Origin of the sequence: Synechococcus sp. O70.1, assembly GCF_047462215.1 — a bacterium.
Taxonomy (GTDB): Bacteria; Cyanobacteriota; Cyanobacteriia; order Thermostichales; family Thermostichaceae; genus Thermostichus.
Genome location: NZ_JANSIT010000009.1, coordinates 29,270 through 51,796, shown reverse-complemented (window position 1 = coordinate 51,796; position 22,527 = coordinate 29,270). Strand labels below are relative to the sequence as shown.

At 60.4% G+C, this 22,527-nt stretch carries 21 protein-coding genes; 10 read left to right on the top strand and 11 right to left on the bottom strand.

What is annotated here, in order from left to right; translation table 11 throughout:
- Positions 1-5: 5 nt before the first annotated feature.
- The gene (gene rseP / locus NW833_RS07005) at positions 6-1,106 is read right to left on the bottom strand and encodes an RIP metalloprotease RseP (RefSeq protein ID WP_414396730.1); all 1,101 of its coding nucleotides are present in this window, start codon (positions 1,104-1,106) and stop codon (positions 6-8) included.
- Positions 1,107-1,186: 80 nt separating this feature from the next.
- Positions 1,187-1,429, bottom strand: coding sequence for a NifU family protein (locus NW833_RS07000; RefSeq protein ID WP_414396728.1), 243 nt, complete (start codon positions 1,427-1,429; stop codon positions 1,187-1,189).
- 205 nt (positions 1,430-1,634) lie between these two features.
- On the opposite strand from NW833_RS07000, the gene NW833_RS06995 reads away from it, so the two are divergent.
- The 5 genes from NW833_RS06995 to sppA all read left to right on the top strand — a co-directional run bounded on the left by NW833_RS06995 (position 1,635) and on the right by sppA (position 6,961).
- Positions 1,635-2,741, top strand: coding sequence for a PIN/TRAM domain-containing protein (locus tag NW833_RS06995; RefSeq protein ID WP_414411990.1), 1,107 nt, complete (start codon positions 1,635-1,637; stop codon positions 2,739-2,741).
- A gap of 48 nt (positions 2,742-2,789) precedes the next feature.
- Complete coding sequence (locus NW833_RS06990; protein WP_414411989.1) at positions 2,790-4,475, top strand: ATP-binding protein; 1,686 nt, start codon at positions 2,790-2,792, stop codon at positions 4,473-4,475.
- Between the two features lie 22 nt (positions 4,476-4,497).
- Positions 4,498-5,343, top strand: a complete 846-nt coding sequence (gene rsmA / locus NW833_RS06985; protein ID WP_414411988.1) for a 16S rRNA (adenine(1518)-N(6)/adenine(1519)-N(6))-dimethyltransferase RsmA — start codon at positions 4,498-4,500, stop codon at positions 5,341-5,343.
- 31 nt (positions 5,344-5,374) lie between these two features.
- Positions 5,375-6,079, top strand: coding sequence for a 3-oxoacyl-ACP reductase FabG (gene fabG / locus NW833_RS06980; protein ID WP_414396123.1), 705 nt, complete (start codon positions 5,375-5,377; stop codon positions 6,077-6,079).
- 75 nt (positions 6,080-6,154) lie between these two features.
- Positions 6,155-6,961, top strand: a complete 807-nt coding sequence (sppA, locus tag NW833_RS06975; RefSeq protein WP_414411987.1) for a signal peptide peptidase SppA — start codon at positions 6,155-6,157, stop codon at positions 6,959-6,961.
- A gap of 38 nt (positions 6,962-6,999) precedes the next feature.
- Here sppA and raf1 read toward each other — a convergent pair whose 3' ends face one another.
- The 4 genes from raf1 to infC all read right to left on the bottom strand — a co-directional run bounded on the left by raf1 (position 7,000) and on the right by infC (position 11,209).
- A complete protein-coding gene (raf1, locus tag NW833_RS06970) occupies positions 7,000-8,079 on the bottom strand; it encodes a RuBisCO accumulation factor 1 (protein ID WP_414411986.1) in 1,080 nt (359 codons plus the stop codon).
- 126 nt (positions 8,080-8,205) lie between these two features.
- The gene (locus NW833_RS06965) at positions 8,206-10,083 is read right to left on the bottom strand and encodes a serine/threonine-protein kinase (RefSeq protein WP_414411985.1); all 1,878 of its coding nucleotides are present in this window, start codon (positions 10,081-10,083) and stop codon (positions 8,206-8,208) included.
- A gap of 76 nt (positions 10,084-10,159) precedes the next feature.
- Positions 10,160-10,624 carry a thioredoxin-dependent thiol peroxidase gene (gene bcp, locus NW833_RS06960; protein ID WP_414411984.1) on the bottom strand — a complete coding sequence of 155 codons (465 nt, stop codon included), beginning with the start codon at positions 10,622-10,624 and terminating at the stop codon, positions 10,160-10,162.
- Between the two features lie 15 nt (positions 10,625-10,639).
- Positions 10,640-11,209 carry a translation initiation factor IF-3 gene (gene infC, locus NW833_RS06955; protein ID WP_414405020.1) on the bottom strand — a complete coding sequence of 190 codons (570 nt, stop codon included), beginning with the start codon at positions 11,207-11,209 and terminating at the stop codon, positions 10,640-10,642.
- 274 nt (positions 11,210-11,483) lie between these two features.
- Between infC and NW833_RS06950 the strand changes: the two genes are divergently transcribed.
- From NW833_RS06950 to NW833_RS06935, 4 genes are read left to right on the top strand one after another with little or no spacing between them, the layout of a single operon-like run.
- Positions 11,484-11,723: a hypothetical protein gene (locus tag NW833_RS06950; RefSeq protein ID WP_414396133.1), complete on the top strand. Its 240-nt coding sequence runs from the start codon at positions 11,484-11,486 to the stop codon at positions 11,721-11,723.
- Between the two features lie 9 nt (positions 11,724-11,732).
- The gene (locus NW833_RS06945; protein ID WP_414396135.1) at positions 11,733-13,136 is read left to right on the top strand and encodes an aspartate ammonia-lyase; all 1,404 of its coding nucleotides are present in this window, start codon (positions 11,733-11,735) and stop codon (positions 13,134-13,136) included.
- A 39-nt stretch (positions 13,137-13,175) separates the two neighbouring features.
- Positions 13,176-13,937 (top strand): Uma2 family endonuclease, encoded by a 762-nt coding sequence (locus tag NW833_RS06940; RefSeq protein ID WP_414411983.1) that lies wholly within the window; start codon positions 13,176-13,178, stop codon positions 13,935-13,937.
- 50 nt (positions 13,938-13,987) lie between these two features.
- On the top strand, positions 13,988-15,367 hold the full coding sequence (locus NW833_RS06935; protein WP_414411982.1) for an MFS transporter: 1,380 nt from the start codon (positions 13,988-13,990) through the stop codon (positions 15,365-15,367).
- Here the strand turns inward: NW833_RS06935 and NW833_RS06930 are convergent.
- From NW833_RS06930 to mnmH, 5 genes are all read right to left on the bottom strand, one after another.
- Positions 15,360-15,800: a hypothetical protein gene (locus NW833_RS06930; RefSeq protein ID WP_414411981.1), complete on the bottom strand. Its 441-nt coding sequence runs from the start codon at positions 15,798-15,800 to the stop codon at positions 15,360-15,362. The genes NW833_RS06935 and NW833_RS06930 overlap by 8 nt on opposite strands.
- 136 nt (positions 15,801-15,936) lie before the next feature.
- Complete coding sequence (gene chlG / locus NW833_RS06925; RefSeq protein ID WP_414411980.1) at positions 15,937-17,034, bottom strand: chlorophyll synthase ChlG; 1,098 nt, start codon at positions 17,032-17,034, stop codon at positions 15,937-15,939.
- Positions 17,035-17,069: 35 nt separating this feature from the next.
- Positions 17,070-17,906, bottom strand: coding sequence for a SpoIID/LytB domain-containing protein (locus NW833_RS06920; protein ID WP_414405015.1), 837 nt, complete (start codon positions 17,904-17,906; stop codon positions 17,070-17,072).
- Positions 17,907-17,910: 4 nt separating this feature from the next.
- Positions 17,911-19,212 carry an MFS transporter gene (locus NW833_RS06915; protein ID WP_414411979.1) on the bottom strand — a complete coding sequence of 434 codons (1,302 nt, stop codon included), beginning with the start codon at positions 19,210-19,212 and terminating at the stop codon, positions 17,911-17,913.
- Between the two features lie 105 nt (positions 19,213-19,317).
- The gene (mnmH, locus tag NW833_RS06910; RefSeq protein ID WP_414411978.1) at positions 19,318-20,433 is read right to left on the bottom strand and encodes a tRNA 2-selenouridine(34) synthase MnmH; all 1,116 of its coding nucleotides are present in this window, start codon (positions 20,431-20,433) and stop codon (positions 19,318-19,320) included.
- 137 nt (positions 20,434-20,570) lie between these two features.
- On the opposite strand from mnmH, the gene NW833_RS06905 reads away from it, so the two are divergent.
- The gene (locus tag NW833_RS06905) at positions 20,571-22,502 is read left to right on the top strand and encodes a S9 family peptidase (protein WP_414411977.1); all 1,932 of its coding nucleotides are present in this window, start codon (positions 20,571-20,573) and stop codon (positions 22,500-22,502) included.
- Positions 22,503-22,527 lie beyond the last annotated feature (25 nt).

Sequence of the window (22,527 nt, the reverse complement as noted above, 5' to 3'; positions counted from 1 at the left end):
GGCAACTAGCCCGACCCGGTGACAATGGCAAGAGTATCTTTGAAGATTAGGAACACTCCCAGCCCTAGGAGAAGCGCCAAGCCTGTCTGCATCACCCGCTCTTCGACCTCCTTGGGCAGCCGCTTGCCACGGATGGCTTCCAAGATCAAAAAGGCAATGTGGCCTCCATCCAAGCCAGGGAGGGGCAACAGGTTAAGGACGGCCAAGTTGATGCTAATCAAGGCAGTGAAATTCAACAAGCTGGCAACGTCATCCCGCGCTAGGTCTGCGCCAATCTTGACGATCCCCACCGGCCCGGATATCTGAGTAGCGGTGTTTTGGAAGTTCCGCAGCAGCTCCTGCAGGCCAGTGAGATTCATCATCACCAAGCGCTGGTAGGCGTTTCCAGCTTCCGTCAGGATCTCCCCCAGGTTTTGGGCTGGGCGCAGGTTCACCTCCTGATTGGGCGCTAGGCTAACCCCAATGGCTACCTTCTCCCCTTGCCGCTCCGGGATTACGGTAATCTCCAGCAGCGCTTCTTTTTCCCTTCGTCGCACCTGCAGGGGAACGGGTTGGTTTTCGCTACTGCGGATGAGCGTCTGAAAATCGTTGAGGGCCGCCAAGGCCGAGGCGGCATCGGCAAGGTCGCTGTAGTCGTGGTCAGCTGCCCGCAGCACCACATCTTCTGCCTGCAGGCCCGCCCGCTCTGCCGGGCTACCTGGCATTACCTGAGCAATGAGAATGCCGGGCTGGATGCGGGTAACCGAGGGGATCCCTAGCAGAGCAAACATCAGCACCAGCACCAGGTAGGCAAAGGCCAAGTTGGCCAGCACTCCGGCACTCATCACCACCAGGCGATCCGCAAGGGGGCGGTTTTTCAAGAGATTCGGGTCATCGGGGGGGTAGGGGGAGCGCTCGTCATCGTCAGGAAACCCTACGTAGCCTCCCAAGGGCAGGGCGCGAATGGCATACTCTGTTTCCTTGCCCTGGTAGCGCCACAGCACGGGGCCAAACCCCAGCGAAAAGCGGTTGACGTGGATCCCTTGCAGTTTGGCTGCTGCGAAGTGGCCCGCCTCGTGCACCAGAATGAGGAGGGCTAGGATGGCGATGGAGAGAAGAATCGGCATGTGCTGGCAACAACAAAAGAGGAGACAGCTACCCTCGCAAGAGAGGGGAATTCAGCCCAAAGTCCTCGGGGCAGGGATCCTCAGAACACCTGCTCCACTTCTAGGATGTCGGGGATCCTCTCCCGCAACTTGCGCTCAATGCCCATCTTCAGGGTTAGGGTAGAACTGGGGCAGGCGCCACAGGCCCCCTGCAGGCGCAGCTTCACCACTGGGCCATCGATCTCCACCAGCTCTACATTGCCGCCATCAGCTTGCAGATAGGGGCGCAGCTCGTTGAGGACCTTTTCCACATTTTCGGCAGTTAGTTCTAAGGTTTGGGCCATGGTTCCTTCTAGCTTGCTCAGACCTTGATTGGTGGCGTTAAGCTTGACTAGCACTTAAGCCAGCCAGGGATCGCCCTTTTTCAGCATAGCCTCCTTTTTCTAGAGTTTGGGGAGGAGATCCGCCTCCAGCCCGAAGACTAGAATAGGGGGCAGGTTTGCCCCTTGCTGACAGCTTGCCATTCCCAGCAGGGGCACTTTCCGCGCCATGTTGGACATTTTACTCATTGCCATCTTCATCTTAGCGGGCTCGGGCCTTGGGTTCTACGGCCTAGATCTGCTCCCCCCTGCTGCTCTTGAAGGAGCCAACGTCGAAGGGGCGCGCGTGGTTACTGGCGGCTTTGGGGCCTTGGCAGGTTTGGCGCTGGGATCCCTGGTGCGCTGGGGCTACCGCCGCTTCGAGGCCAACGTGCGCTCGCTGCCACCGGATGTGCTGATTAGCCGCTCGGTAGGATTGGTCATTGGCCTGGTGATTGCCAACTTGGCTATGGCTCCTGTCTATTTACTGCCCCTGCCCCAGGAGCTGAACAATTTTCTGGAACCCCTGGCCTCTGTCTTCTTTAGCCTCTCCTTTGCCTACTTGGGAGTGAGTTTGGCCGATACCCACGGCCCGGCGCTGTTGCGCCTATTCAACCCTAACTATGCCCTACAGGCGGCAGCAGAAGGGAGTGTGGTGGCAGCCAGCCCCAAGGTTTTGGATACCAGCTCCATCATTGACGGGCGCGTGGCTCAGTTGATTGAGAAGGGCTTTCTGGAGGGAACGCTAGTCGTTCCTCGCTTTGTGATTGCCGAGCTACAGGCCATTGCTGACAAGGCCGATCCCCAAAAACGGGAGCGGGGTCGGAGGGGGCTGGATACGCTGCAGGCCCTTCGCCAGGCCAACCCCAACTGCTTTGTTATCCACGAAGCCAACTACCCTGACCTAAACACCGTCGACGAGAAGCTGGTGCGCCTTGCCCAAAGTGTGGGCGGGATGCTGGTAACCACTGACTACAACCTAAAGAAGGTAGCTCTGCTGCAAGGGATCAAGGTGCTGAATGTCAACGAGCTGGCTGAGGCTTTGCGGCCTATCTACATCGCTGGGGATAGCTTCGACATCAAGATTACTCGTGAGGGCAAGGAGCCAGGCCAGGGGGTAGGCTATCTGGAAGATGGCACGATGGTGGTGGTGGAAGAGGGACAGCGGGCCGTAGGCAAAACTCGCTCGGTCGTGGTTACTGGCTCCATTCAGACCTCGGCAGGGCGAATGCTCTTTGCCCGCCTTGCCGACAGAGACTCCAACCCCACTACCTCAGCTTCCTCTGCAAAAACCTAAGTTCTGGATCCCAAGAGCTTGGTTTTTCAAAGCTCAAACAAGGTGGGTGTGCTTCGACCGGATCTCATCCTCTACACGCAGGATCGCCAGCAGCGCTTTCAAAGTTTTTACTGGGAAGGTGCTGAGAGCTACGGCATCTACCCGCAGCAGATTGTGGCTGCCCAGCAGAGGTGGGAGTTGGTGAACGGGGAGGAGTACCAAGCCAAGCTCAGCCAGGTGTTTGCGGCAGGGGAGCCCCTGCAGCACGAATGCCAAGTCCTCTCGCCCCGCTACAAGCTGCATTTGCACCTTTGCCTCAACCCCGTGCGGGATACAGAGGGGGAGGTAGTAGCTGTTGCGGTGGTGGGCAGGGTGCTGGGGGCAACGCCCTTCAACTTGGCTGGAGGGACAAGCAAGACTCCTAGGTCGCCCTATTCCTTCAGGGACGGTGAGCCGCTCCAGGCGGTTACAGCTCAGCTTCTGCGCAGCATTGGCCACTCGGCAGGTATCCGCGAGCTGTGCCAGCAGACGGTAGAACAGTTGGGGCAGTTGTTTGGGGTGGATCGGTGTCTACTTGCCCTCTACGAGGTGGGACAGGATTTCCTGACGGTTAACGCCGAGTACCGCCGCTATCCGGAAACTCCCTCGCTGCTCAACCAGACGCTGCGGCTAGGAGATCACCCCCATTTGCTCCAGGCCCTTAGACAGGAAGAGCCAGTGGTAACAGAACGCCACCTAGCCGTGGCCATGTGCTACCGCAGCTATCCCAACAGCTTGCTTTGGCTAGAAGTGCTGCCCCCCAAGACAGCTCCTGCCTGGCAGACCGGCCACTTCCAGCTGCTGCAGATTATTGCCACCTACTTGGGTACTGCCATTGCCCACGCCAGGTTGCTCGAACAAAGTCGCCAACTGGCCACCCGTCTGCAACTGGCTAACCAAACCTTGCTTCAGAAAAACAAAGAGCTAGAGCTGGCCCGCGCCCAAGCAGAATCGGCCAACCAACTCAAAAGCCAATTTCTGGCCAACACCTCCCACGAGCTGCGCACCCCTTTAAACAGCATCATCGGCTTCATTAGGCTGGTACTGGATGGAATGGCCGAAAGCCGGGAAGAGGAGCTGGACTTTTTGCAGGAAGCCTACCGCTCTGCCCTGCACCTATTGTCCTTAATCAACGACGTGCTGGATATTGCCAAAATTGAAGCCGGCAAACTGGAGTTGCAGTTTCAACCCTGCGACCTGCAAGCTCTCTTCAAGGATGTGGAGGCCAAAACCAGTTTGCAGGCCAGTCAAAAGGGATTGCAGCTCAGCTTTCACCTGCCCCCCAGGGCGGAGCCCATTGTGCTCTACGGCGACTACCAACGCCTGCTGCAGGTGATGCTGAATCTAGTGGGCAATGCCATCAAGTTTACCCCCAAGGGTTCGGTAACGGTGCGAGCAGACCTCCTGCCTGGCGAGCCAGGGATGGCCCGCATTCGCGTTATCGACACCGGGATCGGCGTGTCGTTGGAAAAGCAGCAAAAGCTGTTCCAGGCCTTTACCCAGGTAGATGGCTCCACCACTCGCCAGTACGGGGGCACCGGCCTAGGCTTGGCCATCAGCCAACGCCTGGTGCAGGCAATGGGGGGGGAGATCCATTTCTACAGCTTGGGAGAGGGATTGGGCTCCACCGTTACCTTTACCGTGCCGCTCTACCGCCAGCCTCTTCCAGGGAGGGATCCCGATCTGCCCCAGGAGAAGACGCCGGTCTCACCCTGATTCTCCAGCCGACAGCCCACCCATGCCCTATCCCCGCAAGCGCTTTGGCCAGCATTGGCTCAAAGATCCTGCTGTCCACGCGGCAATTGTGGAGGCCGCTCAGTTGCCACCACCCCAAGAGGGCAGGGATCCCCCCTGGGTGCTGGAGATTGGCCCAGGTACAGGGCAGTTAACACGGCGGCTGTTGGCCCAAGGCGCCCAGGTGGTGGCAGTGGAGATCGATCGGGATCTGTGCCAGTTGCTGCGCAAGCGCTTTGCCAACGAGTCCCGCTTTCAGCTATTGGAGGGAGATTTTCTGCGCCTGCCGCTCCCGCCTCAGCCCCGCCTGCTGGTGGCCAACATCCCCTACAACCTCACTGGCCCCATTTTGGAGAAAGTTCTGGGATCCCCAGCCCAGCCGGTGAGGCAGTTTGAGCGCATCGTCTTGATGGTGCAAAAAGAGCTGGCTGATCGCTTGCAGGCCAGCCCCGGCAGCAAAGCCTACGGCGCTTTGAGTGTACGGGTGCGTTACCTAGCTGAGTGCGAGCTCATCTGCCGCGTGCCCCCCAGCGCCTTCCAGCCTCCTCCCCAAGTGGAGTCAGCAGTGGTTCGCCTCACTCCCCGCCCTGCCCCCACCCCCGCCCACGATCCCCGCTGGTTCTCCCAACTGGTTTGCCAGGGCTTCTCTGCCCGCCGCAAGCAACTTGTCAACGCTCTAAGAGGGCTCGTGGATCGCGAGACCGTGGCCGCCGCTCTGGCCCAACTCCGCCTCAGCCCCACGGCGCGCGCCGAAGAGCTGGATCTGGGCGATTGGCTGGCCCTGAGCAATCTACTGCTGGAGCAGATGCCTAGGATGGCTGCCGTTTCCGGCAAGGGAAAACCGCGGTAGGGTGAGAGGGAGTTCTCGCCCAGAACAACCTATGCTCAACAACCAGGGCAAACAGATCCTTGTTACTGGAGGTACCGGTGGGCTGGGGCTGGGGGTAACCCCCGTGCTCCTGGACACAGGGGCAGCGTTGACCTTGACCTACCGCCAAGAAGAGGAGCTGGCTGCTTTGCGGCAGCGCCTGCCAGCCAATAGCCTGGATCGGGTGCGCTTTGTGCAGGTGGACTTGCTGAACGAAGCCGCTGTGGCCCGGCTCATTGACGATCTGCCCCGCGTCGATGGCTTGGTGCACCTGGTGGGTGGCTTTGCCATGGGCCCCACCCACGAGTACAGCCTAGAAGCTTGGCGGCGCGACTTCGACCTCAATCTCACCACCACTTTTTTGGCCTGCAAGCACAGCCTGCGCAAGATGTGGCAACAGGGTTATGGACGAATCGTAACGATAGCCTCCCGAGGGGCAGTAGAACCGGGATCTCAGCTGGCGGCCTACTGTGCCTCCAAAGCCGGGGTAGTGGCCCTCACCCGCACCATTGCCGCCGAGACCAGAGGCACCGACATCACCGCCAACGTCATCCTGCCCAGCATTATTGACACCCCCGCCAATCGCGCCGCCATGGGATCTGAGCAGGCAGAGCTGTGGGTGAAGCCGGAGTCGATTGGGCAGGTGATTGCCTTTTTGGTCTCGGAAGCAGCCCGCGATCTCAGAGGGGCAGCGATCCCGGTGTATGGCAATGTCTAATCCAGTTGGTTGACCCAGCCACCAAGCACCTTCCATGATAGGAGATATGGGCTTATTTTTGTGCCGTTCTTTACTATGCTGAAGCAATGGTTCTCGGGTGGTTTACGTCGGCAAATTGGCCGCATTGAGGTGGCGGGAGTTATCGATAGCAAAACCCGGGAGCGGGTTCTCAAAGCCTTGAAAGAGGTGGAAGAAAAACAGATCCCTGCCCTGGTGCTGCGCATCGACAGTCCTGGCGGGACGGTGGCGGACTCGCAGGAAATCTACAGCGCCCTTGTGCGCCTGCGGGAGCGAAAAGGTATCCCCATTGTGGCTAGCTTTGGCAACATCGCAGCCTCGGGGGGAGTTTACATTGCCATGGGAGCGGAAAAAATTGTCAGCAACCCTGGCACCATCACCGGCAGCATTGGTGTCATCATTCGCGGCAACAACCTTGAAAAGCTGCTAGACAAAATTGGGATCTCCTTTAAGGTAATTAAGTCCGGCCCCTACAAAGATATCCTCTCCTTTGATCGCGAGCTGACTCCCGAAGAGCGCAACATCCTCCAGGAGCTGATCGACATCACCTACAGCCAGTTCGTGCACACCGTTGCAGCGGCGCGACGGTTGAGCGTGAACGTGGTCAAAACCTTTGCCGATGGCCGCATTTTCAGTGGCGAGCAAGCGCTGCACTTGGGAGTAGTTGATCGCTTGGGAACGGAAGAAGATGCTCGCCTCTGGGCGGCTGAACTCGCAGGGCTGTCACCAGAGGCCAAGTTCTACGATCTGCTGCCCCGGCGTAGGGGGTGGGCCCGCTTCCTGCCCGTCGCAGAGGCCCTGGAACGGTTGCACTTTGAGGTCAGTACTTCTGGCTTGCCCCTGTGGCTTTACACCGGCCCTTGAAGGGCCCCTCTTAGCGGCCGCGTGAAAAGAGCCGCTGCTTACTCCTCTAGCTGCCAGGGATCTTGGGCCACCTCCTCATCGAAGATGCGAGGCGGACGTATGGCCATTAGCACTTGACCCAAGAGGGGAGAGGGGGGCAAGTCCTCGTCGATCCACTCCAGGGAGAGCCATCCCTCCCGATCCACTAGAAAAACCCCCGCTCTCCCTTCCCAGGTGCGAACGGCGCGATCGACCACTAGCAGGACGGGATCCCGCTCCTCCTCAGCGGCCACCGGCTGGTCCAAGAGGGATCCCAGGAGTTGATTTTCCACCTGCAGGGCCACGGGATCAGCGGCCCTCTGAAGGGCTGGCCAAGCGGGCAAAGCTATCCACATCTGTCCAGCGGCACTGCTGACCCAGCCAAAAGGCCCCTGCGGTGCAGCAGGAGGGATCCCTTCCCAAGTGGCGGTGGCTAGCGGCAGGGATCCGGCCACGGGCAACAAGCGAGGCAACTCCTCTTCCGGGCGAAATACCGACAGCCTGGGCAAGAGCTTGCGCCGGGAGCCGAGAGCCAGCGTCGTCAGGAGCTGCTCGATCTGGCGGCGGGCGGTTTCGCTGTGGACATACTGGAGAGCCCGGCCAATGGCCCGTGTCCGCTCCTGCAGATCGCGGCTTTGCTGGGCAGTCTTCCAGGCTTGATAGGCCACCGCATCGCCGGGGTGATCCGTAAACCCTTCCGGAAGCTGCTGCAGTTGGGCATAGCTTTTCACAGCCCGAGCAATCTCGTGGGCTTCCCCGGCACCTAGGTTGCGGCTGACCACCAGCTCCGCTACCCGGATGCGATCCTTGGGGGAGAGGATGCGCAGCTCGTAGAGGATGTCGCTACCTCGCTGGGCAAAGTGCTCCAAGAGGGCCGCGCTGGCGCCTGCCTTGGCCATTCCCTCGTAGACTTGGGCGGCAACAACCATCTGGTTTTGTTGGGCAGGCTCAAGCCCCGTGGCCTCAAAGATGGCCTGGGGGGTCATTTTCTGGTGCTGCAAGCTTTGGCAGGCCTTGGCCCAGTCCAACCACCCCCCCTCCCTGCGCCGCAGCTGCTCCAGCAACCCGCTGGGGGAGGGTTCAGGCAAATGCTGACTCATGGCAAAGCTTCCTCCGCAACCACTACCAGAAAGCAGGGCAAAGATCCACTGGAATCCCAAAGGGCGGCAGCTGGCCACGCCGAGGCCAGGTTAGAGTACGATTTTAAGGACTTTCCCTGGGCCAAGTTAGTCCAAGGGAATTACTCGGGCAGCATGGCCCTCCCCTGGCAACTGGTTGAAATCCAATTGCCACAGCTCAAAGCGCTGCAGCTCCCCGGCCTTGGGCACCTGCAGCCAGACCCGTCCCTTTTTTCCCACCTGCAACACCTTGGAGGCGGCAGGCACGGCCACCTGGGCCAAGGGATCCCCCCCCTTGCTGTACAGCCAGAGGGACAAGAACCCCTCCCCCTCCTGACACAGCAGCAGCACGCCCCAAGGGGCCTTGGCCATCTGGACAGGCCACCCTTTTAAAAACCAGCGGCGCAGGCGCAGCGGGTTGAGCTGGACTACGCCAAGGTGGGGGCAGCCGCCCTGTCTCTCGCCCTCGCTAGGGGCGAATAGCAGCCGTTCTCCCAAGCTGAGCACCTCCCCTCGGGGATCTAGCGGCAGGCGATAGCAAAGCGGCTGCACTCCCGTCTGCCCAACTCCTGGATAGGGCAACACGGTCATGTCCACCCATTGCCGTCCCCGCCCTACTAGCAGCACCAGCTGCTCCGAGAGGGCTAGTAAACGGGGCAGGGATCCCGTTGGCACCTGCCAAGGCCAGCGGAAGTAGCAGTGGAACTCGGGAAAAGGTTGAGCTGCAGTTGGCCCAGTTGGCAGCCATTGCACTGCCCCAATTTCCTTGGCAGTGGCCCAGATGAGCTCCTGGCGCTTCTCTAGCCAGGTGGCTTGCCACCTCTCCTCAAAACTCAGGAGGGTGCGGATGCGGGTGGGACTGAGGTGCAGAAGGCTACTTTTGGAAACAGCCAGGGCTTCTGGAAAAGTCCCCAGGAACACCACCTCCTGCAGGGGCTCGGCCAAGGGAAAACAGGCTAGAGGCGGCGCCCCCAGGGCAAGGGTCTGGAGTTCCAGCCACTCTAAGCTCTGGGGGGTAACTCGCAGCAGCAGGGGGGAACGGCAGCCGCTGGGATCCTCACAGACATAAAACTTCTGCAAGCCGCCGTTGGCTGGCAGATCCCAAACCTGAACCCCGGGGGGGGACTGGCGCAGCAGGCGCGGGCCAACCCAACAGGCAGCTGGCTCTTGCCACTTCTGGGCAACCGCCGCCAGGGCCGAACGCATCTGCGCTGCTGTGCGGAACCGCCGCAGGGGCAGCTTGCGCAAAGCCACCTCTAGCACCTCCTGCAAAGGCGCCGGGATCCCCTCCGGACAGACAAACCGCTGGTTGAGGTGGGCGTGCATCAACTGGGGGGGAGATCCGGAAAAGGGCCGCCGGCCCGTCAACAGCTCCAGCAGGATGATTCCCACCGCATAGAGATCCGAGGCAGGGCTAAACTGACCGTAGAACCGCTCGGGAGCCATGTAGGCCGGTGAGCCGGTAGCAGCGCTCTCCCGAGGAACTGGCTGCGGCTGGCGGGCAATGCCAAAATCGGTCAACTTCAGTTGCCAGCCCTGGGGCGTGGGCTTGAGCAAAATGTTCTCGGGCTTTACATCGCAGTGAATGACTCCCTGCCCATGGGCATGGTCTAGGCCAGCCAGGATCTGATCCACAAAGCCCAAAACCAGCTTAACGGGCAGCCACAGCCCCTGCTCCACCTGGTTGATCAGCTCCCGCAGGGTACCTCCCTCGCAGTACTCCAACACCAGATAGCGCCCCTCGCGGGCATGTTCCAGGGCGTAACAGCGGGTGATGTTGGGGTGGTTTAACGTCAACAGATAGCGCAGCTCCCGCAATAGGTTAGGGGTGGGAAAGCGCTCCAGCGGCAGCTCCTTGAGAGCCACCAGCTTCCCTCCTTGGCGGGGCCGGGCGCAGAAGACTCGCCCATACTGTCCTTGTCCAGCCAAGCCTAGGATTTGGTAGCTGTCGTGGATTGACTTGGTGGTGCGGGTGCGCCGGGACACAGCTCTAGCCCAAGGGGAATCGCTTTCCTTGCTTGGGGCGGGATCCACCAGCAAAAACTCTGCTGAGCTCCAAAGGCTAGGAGCCGGTTAGCTGCTTGAGCAGTTCTGCCGCGTGGGTTTCCACCTTGACCTTAGTGATAATGGCCTCGATCTTCCCCTCCGGGTCGATAACGAAGGTGGTGCGGTGGACGCCGTTGTAGACTTTGCCCATGAACTTTTTCGGGCCGTAGACCCCGTAGGCAGTGGCTACCTTAGCCCCCTCATCCACCAACAGCGGAAAGGGCAGTTGCAGCTTCTGGGCAAACTTTTGGTGGGAGCGGGCATCGTCGGGGCTCACCCCCAGGATCTGAATCCCGTGGGCTCGATAGTCGGCATAGGTGTCCCGAAAGCCGCAGGCTTCTTTGGTGCAGCCGGGAGTGTTGTCCCCTGGGTAGAAGTAGAGCACCACCCGCTGGCCCCGCAGTTGGTTGAGGCTAATCGGCCTACCCTCGGCATCCGGCAGGGTAAACTCCGGGGCAGGATCCCCAACAGCAAGGGGCATGGGCAAGATCCCTCCTCAGGTTGATTTTTTAGGAGCAGGTTTAGGAGCAAGGATCATCGTAATGTTCCGACCCTCCTTCTGGGGAGGCTGCTGCATTTCCGCCACCTCTTGTAAGTCTCTGAACAAGCGGTGCAGTAACTCTTCCCCCAGCTCGGCGTGCTGTGCCTCGCGGCCACGGAACATTACCGTAGCCTTCACCTTGTCTCCCTCCCCCAGGAACTGTTGGGCACTCCGCAGGCGCACGTGGTAGTCGTGCTCGCCGATGTTGTAACGAAACTTCACTTCCTTGATCTCGGCAGTGTGTTGTTTTTTGCGGGCCTCCCGTTCTTTTTTCTCTTTCTCAAACTTGAACTTGCCGTAGTCCATAATGCGGCAGACAGGAGGATCCGCTTTGTCACTCACCAAGACCAAGTCCAGATCCTTTTCCTCTGCTATGCGCAGCGCTTCCTGAGGACTCATGATCCCCAGCTGGGTGCCATCGGTATCGATGAGACGGATTTTGGGGAAGCGAATCCGCTCATTGATAGCGGGCAGCTCTGCGCGCTGCTTGGGGGAAGAGGGGTCAAGTGGACGTTCGACGGACAAGTTCTCCTCTCTCTGAACGAACAACAGAATTTGGTTTACTTTGCGCCGCTGCCGGCCAATGGGCAAAAAACCCTGTTATTGGCCAGAAGGGCAGAAGCTTCTGCACCTATACTAGCCGGTATTTCCTGTTTCTTTCTAGAAGCTTTGGGCTTGCCCACGGGAAAAATACTGCTGGATTGGGGTAACAACTGCGGTAGGATAGCCAGGTGGCAGCCCTGCTGGCAAAGAGGGTGGGGCAAAGTTAGCCTTCTAGTTTACAGGGAGGGCAAAAGCGGTGCAACTGGGTTTAACGGAACGAGAACTGAAAGAGCTGGCTCAAAAGTCCGTCCAACTGATCCTCAGCCCCCGCGAAGGCGACAGCGAGGCGTTGGCCCAGTATAAGACTTCGGCAGAGTTTCGGGCGGCAGTTCACTTGGCCTGTGCAGCCATGGTGCTGGTCTTGGCGGAAAACAACGAGCGCCTCAGCCAGCAGTTGGCTGCTTTGCAGGAAAAGGGATCCAACCCCGCCAGCTAAGCCAGCCAAATGGCCATGCCTTCACAGGTGCGCAGCGAACGAGACTCGATGGGGGAGTGGCAACTGCCCCAGTCGGTGTACTACGGCATTCAAACGGCCCGCGCCCTGGAGAATTTTCCCATCAGCGGCCTCAAGCCGCTGCCAGAGTACGTGGAAGCCTGCGTGCTGATTAAAAAGGCGGCGGCGGAGGTCAACGGCGAGCTAGGCTGCATTCCAGTGGAGGTGGCCAGGGCCATTGTTCAAGCAGCCGATGAGATCCTGCAGGGATCCCTGCGGGATCAGTTTGTGGTGGATGTGTACCAGGCCGGGGCAGGCACCTCCCACCACATGAACGTCAACGAGGTGCTGGCCAACCGGGCTTTGGAGATCCTAGGGGAGCCCAAGGGCAAGTACGAGCGGGTCAGCCCCAACGACCATGTCAACTACGGCCAATCCACCAACGATGTCATTCCCACCGCCATTCGCCTAGCGGCCTTGCTGCGGGTGCGGCGGGATCTTTTGGGCACGCTGGACAACCTGGTGGCGGCGCTGGAGCAAAAGGCCCAGGAGTTTCGCGACATCCTCAAGGCGGGCCGCACCCATTTGCAGGATGCCGTGCCGGTGCGCCTGGGAGACAGCTTCGGCGCCTACGCAGCCATCTTTGCCCAACATCGTCAGTGGATCGAGGAGGCCAGCCAAGCCCTGTGCAGCTTGGGGCTAGGGGGAAGCGCCGTGGGCACCGGCCTCAACACCCACCCCCAGTACCGGCAGAAGGTGGTGCAGCGGCTGGCAGAGTACACCCAGTTGCCCCTCACACCGGCTCCCCATCCCATGGCGGCTATGCAGAGCATGGCTCCCTTTGTGCACCTGTCGGGATCCCTGCGCAACCTGGCCCAAGACGGCATCAAAGTGGCCAACGACCTACGCCTGATGGACTCTGGCCCCAAAACTGGCCTCAAAGAGATCCAACTGCCACCCGTGCAGCCTGGCTCCTCCATCATGCCTGGCAAGTACAACCCGGTGATAGCTGAGATGCTGAACATGGTCTGCTTTCAGGTAATCGGGCTAGACACCGCCATCACCTTGGCAGCTCAGGCAGGGCAATTTGAGCTCAACGTGATGATGCCGCTGATTGCCTATAACCTCCTGCATAGCTTGCAGATCCTCAACAACAGCCTGCGCGTCTTTACTGAGCGCTGCGTCCGCGGCATCAAGGCCCAGGCAGATCGCTGTCGCAGCTATGCCGAGGGAACCCTGGCTTTGGTGACTGCCCTCAATCCCTACATTGGCTACCTGCAGGCGGCAGAGGTGGCCAAGATCTCCCTGGAAACCGGGAAGCCCATCCGCCAGATCCTGTTGGAGCGCAACTTGATGAGCCCGGAAGAAGTGGCCAAGGTACTGGATCTGGAGGCGATGAGCCAGATGCAGGCCTGACCCATTGCTAGAGTGGAGGTGTACTGCTTCCGCCTGACCATGACCGTTACCCCTTATCGCTGGCCCACCCAGCACGACCTGCCCGACACAGACGACACTCCCTTGGACAACGAGGATCAAGGCCGCCAATACCCCCTGCTGCGGGAACCGCTGCTGCTGCACTGGTCAGACCGGCAAGACTTTTTTGTGGCTTGCAATATGGGCCTTTACTACGCCCTACCCCGGCAGGTCGTTGTTCCAGATTTGTTTCTAGTGCTGGGGGTTCCTCGTTGGCGGGATGGCACTGCCCGCAAAAGCTATGTGGTTTGGGATGAAGGGAATATCTTGCCTGTCCTCATCTTGGAGATCATTTGCAACGACCTGGGGGAAGAAAAACCCGGACAGGCCAAGTTCCAGCTCTATGAAAGGCGGCTGCGGATCCCTTACTACGTCACCTTCGAGCTAGAGACCAATGAGTTGAACGTTTATCAGCTCCAAGGCGGACACTATGAGCTGCTCCCCGGCTCAGGCGCTGGGGAACATCCCCCAATTCTGTTGCCCGATTTGGACTTGAGCATCGGTCGGTGGTGGGGATCCTACGAGGGGCGAGAACGCTTTTGGGTGCGCTGGTACGACAGAGCAGGGCGACTGTTGCCCACGGCAGCGGAGTTAGAGCGGCAACGGGCAGAGTTGGAACGGCAAAGAGCAGAAAGGGAACGGGAACGGGCAGAAATGGAGCGGCAGCGGGCAGACCTAGAACGCTCCCGGGCCGAACGACTGGCCCAGCGGCTCCGAGAGTTGGGAGAAGACCCTGAGCTTTAAAGGGATCCCCATACCCCCTACACTGGAATCCTGGCATTCCAGGGGGGATGATGACCAGACAACAACTCAGCCTGCAGACAAAGCTGGCCTACGGGGTGGGGGATCTGGGCACGGGCATGACGGCCAGTATCCTCATTTTTTTCCTGCTGCCCTTTCTCACCAACACCGTCGGCATGGCAGCAGGGTTGGCCGGCAGCATCTCCGCCCTCACCCGCTTTTGGGATGCCATCAACGATCCCATCATCGGCCTCCTCAGCGACCGCACTCGCAGCCGTTGGGGTCGCCGCCGCCCCTGGCTCCTGTTTTCAGCCATCCCTTTTGGCCTAACCTTTGTAGCGCAGTGGTGGATCCCTTTTCCTGGTCGAACTGGGCTTCTGTTTGCCTACTACCTGGCGGTGTCGCTGCTGTTTAACGCCTTCTACTCGGCTGCCAACATCCCCTATGCCTCCCTGACGGCGGAGCTGACCCAGGATTACGACGAGCGCACCCAGCTTAACCAATTCCGCTTTGCTTTCTCGGTGGGGGGCAGCATGGTTGCGGTGGCCACCTTTCCCCTCTTGGTTAACCTGCTGCCGGATCGAGCTAGTGGGCATTTGCTGGCAGGGAGCTGTTTTGGGGTGATCTCCACTCTGCCTCTAGTGCTTTGCTTTTGGGGGGTGCGGGAACGGCATCAGTCCTGGCGGGATCCGCTGCCTTTGCTCCAGCAGTTGGGGGTGGCCCTCAGCAACCGCCCCTATCTATTTGTAAGCGGCATCTACCTATGTTCCTGGCTAGCATTTCAGTTTACGGCCACCATCATCCCCTACTTCATCGTTTTCTGGATGGACTTGCCCGAGGTGTGGATTTCCCTGGTGGTGCTGGCGGTTCAGAGCGTTGCCGTGCTGACCCTGTTTGCCTGGACGCGACTGAGCGCCCGGCTAGGCAAGCGCGCCATGTACCTGATCGGGGCGGGGTTCTGGTTGATCGCGCAGGCAGGCCTGTTCTTCCTACAACCCGGCCAGGAGCAGCTCATGATTGCGCTGGCGTTGTTGGCAGGAGCAGGGGTTTCAGCCACGGCCTACCTTGGCCCCTGGTCGATGTTGCCAGATGTCATTGACCTGGACGAGCTGCAAACCGGGGAGCGGCGGGAAGGGATCTTCTATGCCTTGATGGTGTTCCTGCAAAAAGTAGGCCTGGGGCTGGGGCTGTTTTTCCTGGGACAAGTTCTAGACTGGGCTGGCTTTATCCCTTCGGTAGCCGGAGAGCCTCTGCCTTCCCAGCCGGAGTCAGCCTTGCTGGCCATCCGCCTCGCCATCGGCCCCCTGCCGGCAGTGGCTTTGATTGGCGGCATTTGTCTAGTGTGGCTTTACCCCATTACCCGGCAGCGCCATCGGCAGATCCTGCAGGAACTAGAAGCAAGACGGGCTGGACGCTCCTCGCCTCTTAGTTGAGGATAATGCGCAGGCCACTGCCGGAGGACTGCCCTGGCCCAGGGTTGGGCAAAATCCGCAGGCCGCTGCCGGTGGGCCGGATCACGTTGTCGGCAAAGAGGGTGTTGGGGCGGCCATCCCGCTCGTACACCACCACATCGCGGGGGTTGAACTGGGATCGGCAGAGGATGGGAGAGTTGTCGGCAGCAGTAGCGGCGCTGCAGCGATAGCCAGGGGCAGAGACCACTTGGCCCTCTGCATCGATGGAAAAAGGAACTCTCCCGGGTGGGATCGGAGCAAAAAGCGGCTGGTTGGGAATGAGCAGGCCACCTGGGCTGGGTTCAACCACAATCCCGCGCTCGTCGGTAACAATCCGCTGTGCCTGGGCAGGAGCGCCAGTCCCCAAGAGCAAAGCCAGGCTCAGGCTAAGTTGGAGGGGAAGAAACAGCTTCATCAAACACCTCCTTTGGCCCGAGGCCATCCCACTGTTCATCCCAGCGGGATCCCTGGCTTGATCTTGGCCCAGACAGCGGGGGCAATCTAGGGCAGAAACCGTCACCTCGGTTGCCAGAATGGGCACCTTAGCTTGACTACCATAGCCCTGAGCGGCCCAACGCCAGCCCCACCACCAGCATGCCCAACACCAAAAAAGGCTGAGCACTGGCCTGGTATTTCACGTCGTTCTTCAGCGGATCCCGCAGCAGGTACATGTCTTGGAAGGTGATCTGGGGGAGAATGAGCAGCACCAAAATCGCAGCGTAGAGCTTTAGACCAGCTCCCAGCAAAAACGCGGCCATGCCAAGCTGAAACAGGTCGATCATCAGCGCCGCGATCCAGGCCGCCCCCATGGCGCCAAACATCACTGGCAGCGAGGCCAGGCCAAACTGCCGATCTCCCTCCATGCTCTTGAAGTCGTTGACCACGGCAATCCCCAGGCCCGCCAAGCTGTAGAGGAGGGTTAGGATGCAGACCGTCCAGTTCAGCTCACCAAATAGAGCGTGGCCCGTCCACCAGGGCAGGGCGATGTAACTAGCGCCCAGGGCGTAGTTGCCCAGCCAGCCGTTGCGCTTCAGCTTCAGGGGCGGCGCCGAGTAGATGTAGGCCAGCAAGGCTCCCCCCAGGGCAATGCTGGTAATCACCGGGAAGGGGTGGCCAGTATACCAGTCGAGGGCATAGGCCAGCGCCAGTCCCAGGATCAGCAGCACCCAGATTTGGATGACCACCCGCCGCAGGGAAATGGCCCCGGAAGGGATGGGGCGGTAGGGCTCGTTGATGGCGTCGATGTCGCGGTCATAGTACTCGTTCAGAGTTTGCGTGTAACCTGCCATCAGAGGGCCGGCTAGGACCATGCCCGCCAAGACTAGCGCCACGTTCTCCCAAGTCCAGGTGAAGTGGCCAGAGGAAGCCGCTCCCGGGATCAAGCCCCACATCAACGGGATCCAGGTAACCGGCTTCATCAGTTGCAGGTGAACTTGCCAGATGGAGCGAGACTCTACCTCTGCCCCCTTCATGCCCAGCAATTGGCGGAGACGGCGGCCAAGGGATCCCTTTTCAGAGCCCGCGGCAGTTTTGGGAGCAGCAGGATCCCCAGCAGGGGCCGCTGTGGCTGGATCGTAGGAAGTCGTTTCGTTCATGGTGAGGTGCGCAAGCAAACTTAAGCGGGGATAGCCATCCCTATTCTGCAGCATTTCCCCCCTTCCCTCAAAAGACCTCAAGGAACGTCTTAGTCTGGCAAGCGGGCAAGTCTAACGCCTGGGTAGTAGTAGGCCAAAATTTGGCGGTAGCTCCAGCCCCGGCGGGCCAATTCCTGGGCACCCCACTGGCTCATGCCAATGCCATGGCCAAACTTGGGGTAGGGACTAAAGTCCGGCAGGCTCTGCAGGTAAGGGATCCCGTCCACTCCCACAGTTCGGCTTCCGGCACTGGCGCTGTACATGGCATTGACAAACTTTCCTCCATACACCAAGACCACGCCGCGGGTAGCCCGTGTTGCCTCTAGGGCGGCTGCCGAGCGCTGCGAGAGGCCGCGGTACACCTGGGAGCGGGTGTCGCTAAACACATCAAACCAGCGCCGGGAATTGCGGTGGTAGAGGACATAAGTGCGAGCAGCTACCGCCTGCGCCTTCAGGGCCTCCGGCAAGAAGCGGGCTCCCATTTCAGCTTCCACTACACTGGCCACATAGTCCTCGAGGTGAACGTAATTGATGGCTTGCACGCGGTTGTAGCCCATCAAGAGCACCTTGCCGGAATACCAACGGCCGTTGACTGCCACAAGACCCCCCTCCGGCGGCTCGATGAACAGCACTGGGCTCACAGCCTCGTGCAGGTGTACTCCCCGGCGGCTGGGGCGGGCCCAAAACCCCCGTAGGGGCGGCAGATCTGCCAACACCTCTCCGCGACCATTGGTCAGCCGGGCAGGCAGAGAAACCCCCACCACCAAAGGAGTGGTGGTATCAGCCAACTGAACCCGCACCGTTACCGCCCAAGCGCCTTCCACCTCTCCCCCCCAGAGGCCCAGCAGCAGGGATCCGAGGAAGGCAAGCCAACGCCGTGCTTTCATCTAGCTAGGGTTTCTCCAGCCACCTCAGCTTAGGATAGGGCAAGGGACGGGGAAAATTAGCGGGATCCCGCTGAGGGGACTTGTCTTGCCACCTGTAGCGATCCGGCTCCCAACCTAGAGCAAAGCGCAGGGAGGAGACCAGCTTACCGTTGCAGAAGCAGACAAAACAGACCCAAGAGGCAAAGGCCAGGAGAGCGGCGTAGCCAAACGGGATTCGATAGCTAGACCCAACCGCCAGGGTGCCGAGAATGGGCCCTGCCAGGCCCACGCCCAAGTCAAACCCACACATCACCAGGCTAAACAGGCGCCCGCGCTCTGCTGGCTCAGAGCGGTCGGCTACAAGGGCAGAGATGAGCGGGATCAGGGTGCCAAAGCTCGATCCCACCCCAATCCCAGCAGCCAGAAAGGCCCAAGCGCTGTTGGCTACAAGCAGCACTCCCATAACCAGCGCATAGGTGGCCAAGCTGAGAGCGATAAACGGCCCCCGCCCGTAGCAATCGGAAGCGGGACCCGTGAGCAGGCGCACGCCAAAGCTGGCAAAGGCCACTGCCGTGTAGAAAAGACCTGGATTCAAGGGAACTCCAGCCTCCTGCATTAACAGAGACACAAAAGTTGTTTGGGTGCCGAAGGCCAACCCCACCAGCAGCATCACTCCCGTGAGGGAGCACACCTTTGGGTGAAGCAAAAGGCTCCAGAAGGCCCCCTTGCAGGCCAGGGATCCCCCTTGTCCCCGCCGCTGCTCTTGGACGGCGCAGGTACAGAGAAAGCCCACCCCTCCCAGCAAAGCAGCGAAGAAAAATAGGGGCCCATAGCCAGCCAGTTCCTGCAAGAAGCCCCCCAAAGCGGGACCAATGGCAATACCCAGAGGATTGACCAAACTCATGAAGCTTAGGATCTCGCCGCGTCTTTCCTCGGGGGCAAGATCTGCAACCAGAGCCACGTAGGCAGTGGCAAAAGCAGCAATGCTAATTCCATGGAAGGCCCGCACCAGCGCTACCCATGGGATCCAGTCCGAAAGCCAGTACCCCAAGGGAGCCACTGCTGCTGCCCCCATGCCGATAAGAAGCACAATCTGACGGCTGTAGCCATCTGCCAGGCGCCCCAACCAAGGCCGAAAGGCTAGCAGCCCAACGGAGAAGGATCCCATCACCAAGCCCACCTGTTGGCTAGTGCCGCCGGCATCCCGGACATAGAGGGGCAGGGTGGGTAGCAGCGAGGACAAACTGGCCCAAAAGAGCAAGCCGGCTACGAACAGGACGCCCAAGTTGCGTCGCTGCGCCGACGGTAGCTGCCCAACTTTCCTCACATGCACTCCTGCTAAACCTAGAGGGGCACCCCTGGAGACTTCTGCACCAACGGCAAGCCTCCCTTGAGGCTCAGGCCCAGACAATTCTTTGGGTGCTGACTTTACTTATCTTAATATCCAGGCTAGAGGCGGGCTGGGAGATTGAAGTACAGGGATCCCCGTCAGGCCAACCTCAAACTGCCCCTCGAGGAGGTAGGTGGCAGCCTTCTTAAGGCTGGTCTCGGAGAGGTCAGGCAGCTCAAGCCGGGCCCGAATACGATTGAAGTTCCGCTGTAGGCCGTGCTGGTAGGTGGGGTCGTAGTGCTGCAGCAGCAGCTCCCGGACAAACTGCGGCCAGTCTTGGGCGTCGATGAGCTCAAACCAGCGCTGCAGACGCGCTTGGCCATAGCGGGCTTTTAGGGGCAGCAACTTCTCCTTGAGCGCCTGGGGATGGGCTATCCAGTGGGGATAGTGGGCAATCAACCCCTTCACGCGCTCTTCTAGGGGCAACTGCACCTCGATGCAGTCGGCTTGGGTGAGGGCTTGCCAAAGGGCAGGGGGCAGGTGGAGTTGGCCCACTTTGGCGCTCTCTGCCTCCACCCAAACTGGCTTAGCGGGATCCCACTTGAGGAAGACCTGGACCAACTGGCTTTCAAAGCTCTTCTGGCTGGGCTGGGGCTTCCCCCACTCGGCCCCCAGAAGGGATCCCCGATGGCAGGCCAGCTCTTCCAGATCCAGGACTTGGGCCCCCTGCTGATGGAGATAGTGGAGCAACAAGGTTTTGCCGCTCCCCGTTGGCCCGCAGAGCACTCGGTAGGTAAACTGCTGGGGCAAGGTCTGTAGTTGCCGACGCACCCAGGCGCGGTAGGTTTTGTACCCGCCTTGCAAGACGGTTACTTGCCAGCCCACCTGGGACAACACCAAGGCCAAGCTGGCCGAACGCTGCCCTCCCCGCCAGCAGTAGATCAGGGGGTGGTAGTCCCGGTCCTTGTCAGCAAAGTGGGTTTGCAGGTGACGGGCGATGTTCTGGGCCACCAGGCTGGCCCCCCGCTTGCGGGCTGTGAAGGGATCCACCTGCTTGTAGAGCGTGCCCACCTCCGCCCGTTCCGCGTCGTCAAGCACAGGCAGGTTAATGGCCCCTGGCCAATGGTCTTCAGCATACTCTGCTGGCGAGCGCACGTCGATAATCTCGCTGTAGGTGTGCAGCCAGGGCTCGGCGGTAACGTGAATGGGAGCAGCCACGGGCGTGAGATTCTCTCTTGCTCGATCCTGACAGATTTCTGCCTACGGGAGCAGTAGAATACTTCCTTTTGCAGGGATCCCTTGCGTCCGCCATAATAAAGCTCTTGGTCTAGCGTGTCGCTGGCAGGGAGGGGGAGATGGTGCAACAGGCTGGCTATGGATCCTGGCGGTCCCCGATTAGCGCGGATTTGGTGGTAGCCGGATCCCTGCGCCTGGGACAACCGGTTTGGGAAGGGGGGGCTCTCTACTGGATCGAGGGCCGGCCCCAGGAAAAAGGACGCAACGTCCTGAGGCGGCGCTTGGCTAACGGAAAGGTGGAGGAGCTGACACCGGAGCCTTTTAACGTGCGCACGCGAGTCCACGAGTACGGCGGCGGCGCCTACTGGGTCTCTGAGGGAGTGGTGTATTTCTGCAACTTTGCCGATCAACGGCTGTACTGCCTGTCTCCAGCGGGGGAGATCCGGCCCCTCACCGAAGCTGGCCCCTACCGCTATGCCGACGGGGTGGTGGACAGGAGGCACCGGCGCATTCTCTGTGTGCGCGAGGATCATAGCCGGCAGGGAGAGCCAGAAAACACGCTGGTTGCCATTGACCTTGAAAGCGGAGCTCAGCAGGTTCTGGCTAGGGGCCACGATTTCTACGCCAGCCCGCGGCTCAGCCCAGACGGTCAAGCCCTGGTGTGGCTGACCTGGGATCACCCCCAGATGCCCTGGGACGGCACGGAGCTGTGGCGGGCTGAGGTTGCCCCCGACGGCAGTTTGGGAGAGCCCCAGAAACTGGCTGGCGGCCCGGCTGAGTCCATCTTCCAGCCCCAGTGGTCGCCGCAGGGGGAGCTTTACTTGGTTTCTGACCGCAGCGGCTGGTGGAACCTCTACCGCTGGGATCCCCAGGGCCCCCTTCCCCTCTGCCCTATGGAAGCCGAGTTTGGAGAACCCCAGTGGGTGTTTGGCTTGAGCACTTACGGCTTTTGTGAGGACGGGCGGATCCTGGCCATCTATCGCCAAGAGGGGCTCTGCCACCTGGCGCTTTTGGATCCCCGTTCAGGAGAGCTTCAGGAGATCCCCTTGTCCTACACCGAGCTGCACAACCTCCAAGTTAGCGGCGAAAAAGCTGCCTTTCTGGCCGCCTCCCCTAGCGAAGCCCCTGCCCTAGTCTGCTTGCATTTGCCGTCTGGACAGCTGGAGGTGGTGGCCCGCTCCAGCCATGTGGCAGTCGATCCAGAGTATTTGTCGATCCCCGAGCCCATCGCCTTTCCCACCTCAGGCGGGGCAGTGGCCTACGGCTTCTTCTATCCCCCCAAGAACCGCGACTTCGTGGCCCCTGCCGGCGAGAAGCCGCCTCTTTTGGTCAAGAGCCACGGTGGGCCCACAGGGGCAACGGCAGCCGTACTCGATCTCGGGATCCAGTACTGGACCAGTCGCGGGATTGCCGTTTTGGATGTCAACTACCGCGGCAGCAGCGGCTATGGACGGGCCTATCGGGAGGCCCTCAAGGGCCAATGGGGCGTGGTGGACGTGGAAGATTGCATCGCCGGGGCCAAGTTTCTGGCCCAACAAGGCCGGGTGGACGGGGAGCGATTGCTCATTCGCGGCGGCAGCGCTGGCGGCTATACCACCCTGGCGGCTTTGACGTTTCACAACGTCTTTAAGGCCGGCGCTAGCTACTATGGCATCAGCGACCTGGAAGCTTTGGCCAAAGAGACCCACAAGTTCGAGTCGCACTACCTCGACAGCCTCATCGGTCCTTACCCGGAGCGGCAGGATCTCTACCGGGAACGCTCTCCCATCTACCACCTAGAGGACCTCAATTGCCCGGTTATCTTCTTTCAGGGCCTGGAAGACGCTATCGTCCCTCCCAACCAGGCGGAGAGGATGGTGGCTGCCCTACAGGCCAAAGGGATCCCAGTGGCCTACGTGCCTTTTGCTGGAGAGCAGCACGGCTTTCGCCAGGCAGCCAACCTCAAACGGGCCCTGGAGGCAGAGCTTTACTTCTATGCCCAGATCCTGGGGTTTCCCCTGGTAGAGCCCATCGAGCCAGTTGCGATCAAAAACTGGAGCGCTTCCCCTTGAGGACCGGCTCCCAGCCGGTAAGGAG

Bases quoted from the DNA above. Each gene is read 5' to 3' on its own strand.
- rseP (WP_414396730.1), bottom strand. From the start codon at position 1,106: ATGCCGATTCTTCTCTCCATCGCCATCCTAGCCCTCCTCATTCTGGTG.
- NW833_RS07000 (WP_414396728.1), bottom strand. From the start codon at position 1,429: ATGGCCCAAACCTTAGAACTAACTGCCGAAAATGTGGAAAAGGTCCTC.
- NW833_RS06995 (WP_414411990.1), top strand. From the start codon at position 1,635: ATGTTGGACATTTTACTCATTGCCATCTTCATCTTAGCGGGCTCGGGC.
- rsmA (WP_414411988.1), top strand. From the start codon at position 4,498: ATGCCCTATCCCCGCAAGCGCTTTGGCCAGCATTGGCTCAAAGATCCT.
- fabG (WP_414396123.1), top strand. From the start codon at position 5,375: ATGCTCAACAACCAGGGCAAACAGATCCTTGTTACTGGAGGTACCGGT.
- sppA (WP_414411987.1), top strand. From the start codon at position 6,155: ATGCTGAAGCAATGGTTCTCGGGTGGTTTACGTCGGCAAATTGGCCGC.
- raf1 (WP_414411986.1), bottom strand. From the start codon at position 8,079: ATGAGTCAGCATTTGCCTGAACCCTCCCCCAGCGGGTTGCTGGAGCAG.
- bcp (WP_414411984.1), bottom strand. From the start codon at position 10,624: ATGCCCCTTGCTGTTGGGGATCCTGCCCCGGAGTTTACCCTGCCGGAT.
- NW833_RS06945 (WP_414396135.1), top strand. From the start codon at position 11,733: ATGGCCATGCCTTCACAGGTGCGCAGCGAACGAGACTCGATGGGGGAG.
- NW833_RS06940 (WP_414411983.1), top strand. From the start codon at position 13,176: ATGACCGTTACCCCTTATCGCTGGCCCACCCAGCACGACCTGCCCGAC.
- NW833_RS06935 (WP_414411982.1), top strand. From the start codon at position 13,988: ATGACCAGACAACAACTCAGCCTGCAGACAAAGCTGGCCTACGGGGTG.
- NW833_RS06930 (WP_414411981.1), bottom strand. From the start codon at position 15,800: ATGAAGCTGTTTCTTCCCCTCCAACTTAGCCTGAGCCTGGCTTTGCTC.
- chlG (WP_414411980.1), bottom strand. From the start codon at position 17,034: ATGCTGCAGAATAGGGATGGCTATCCCCGCTTAAGTTTGCTTGCGCAC.
- NW833_RS06920 (WP_414405015.1), bottom strand. From the start codon at position 17,906: ATGAAAGCACGGCGTTGGCTTGCCTTCCTCGGATCCCTGCTGCTGGGC.
- NW833_RS06905 (WP_414411977.1), top strand. From the start codon at position 20,571: ATGGTGCAACAGGCTGGCTATGGATCCTGGCGGTCCCCGATTAGCGCG.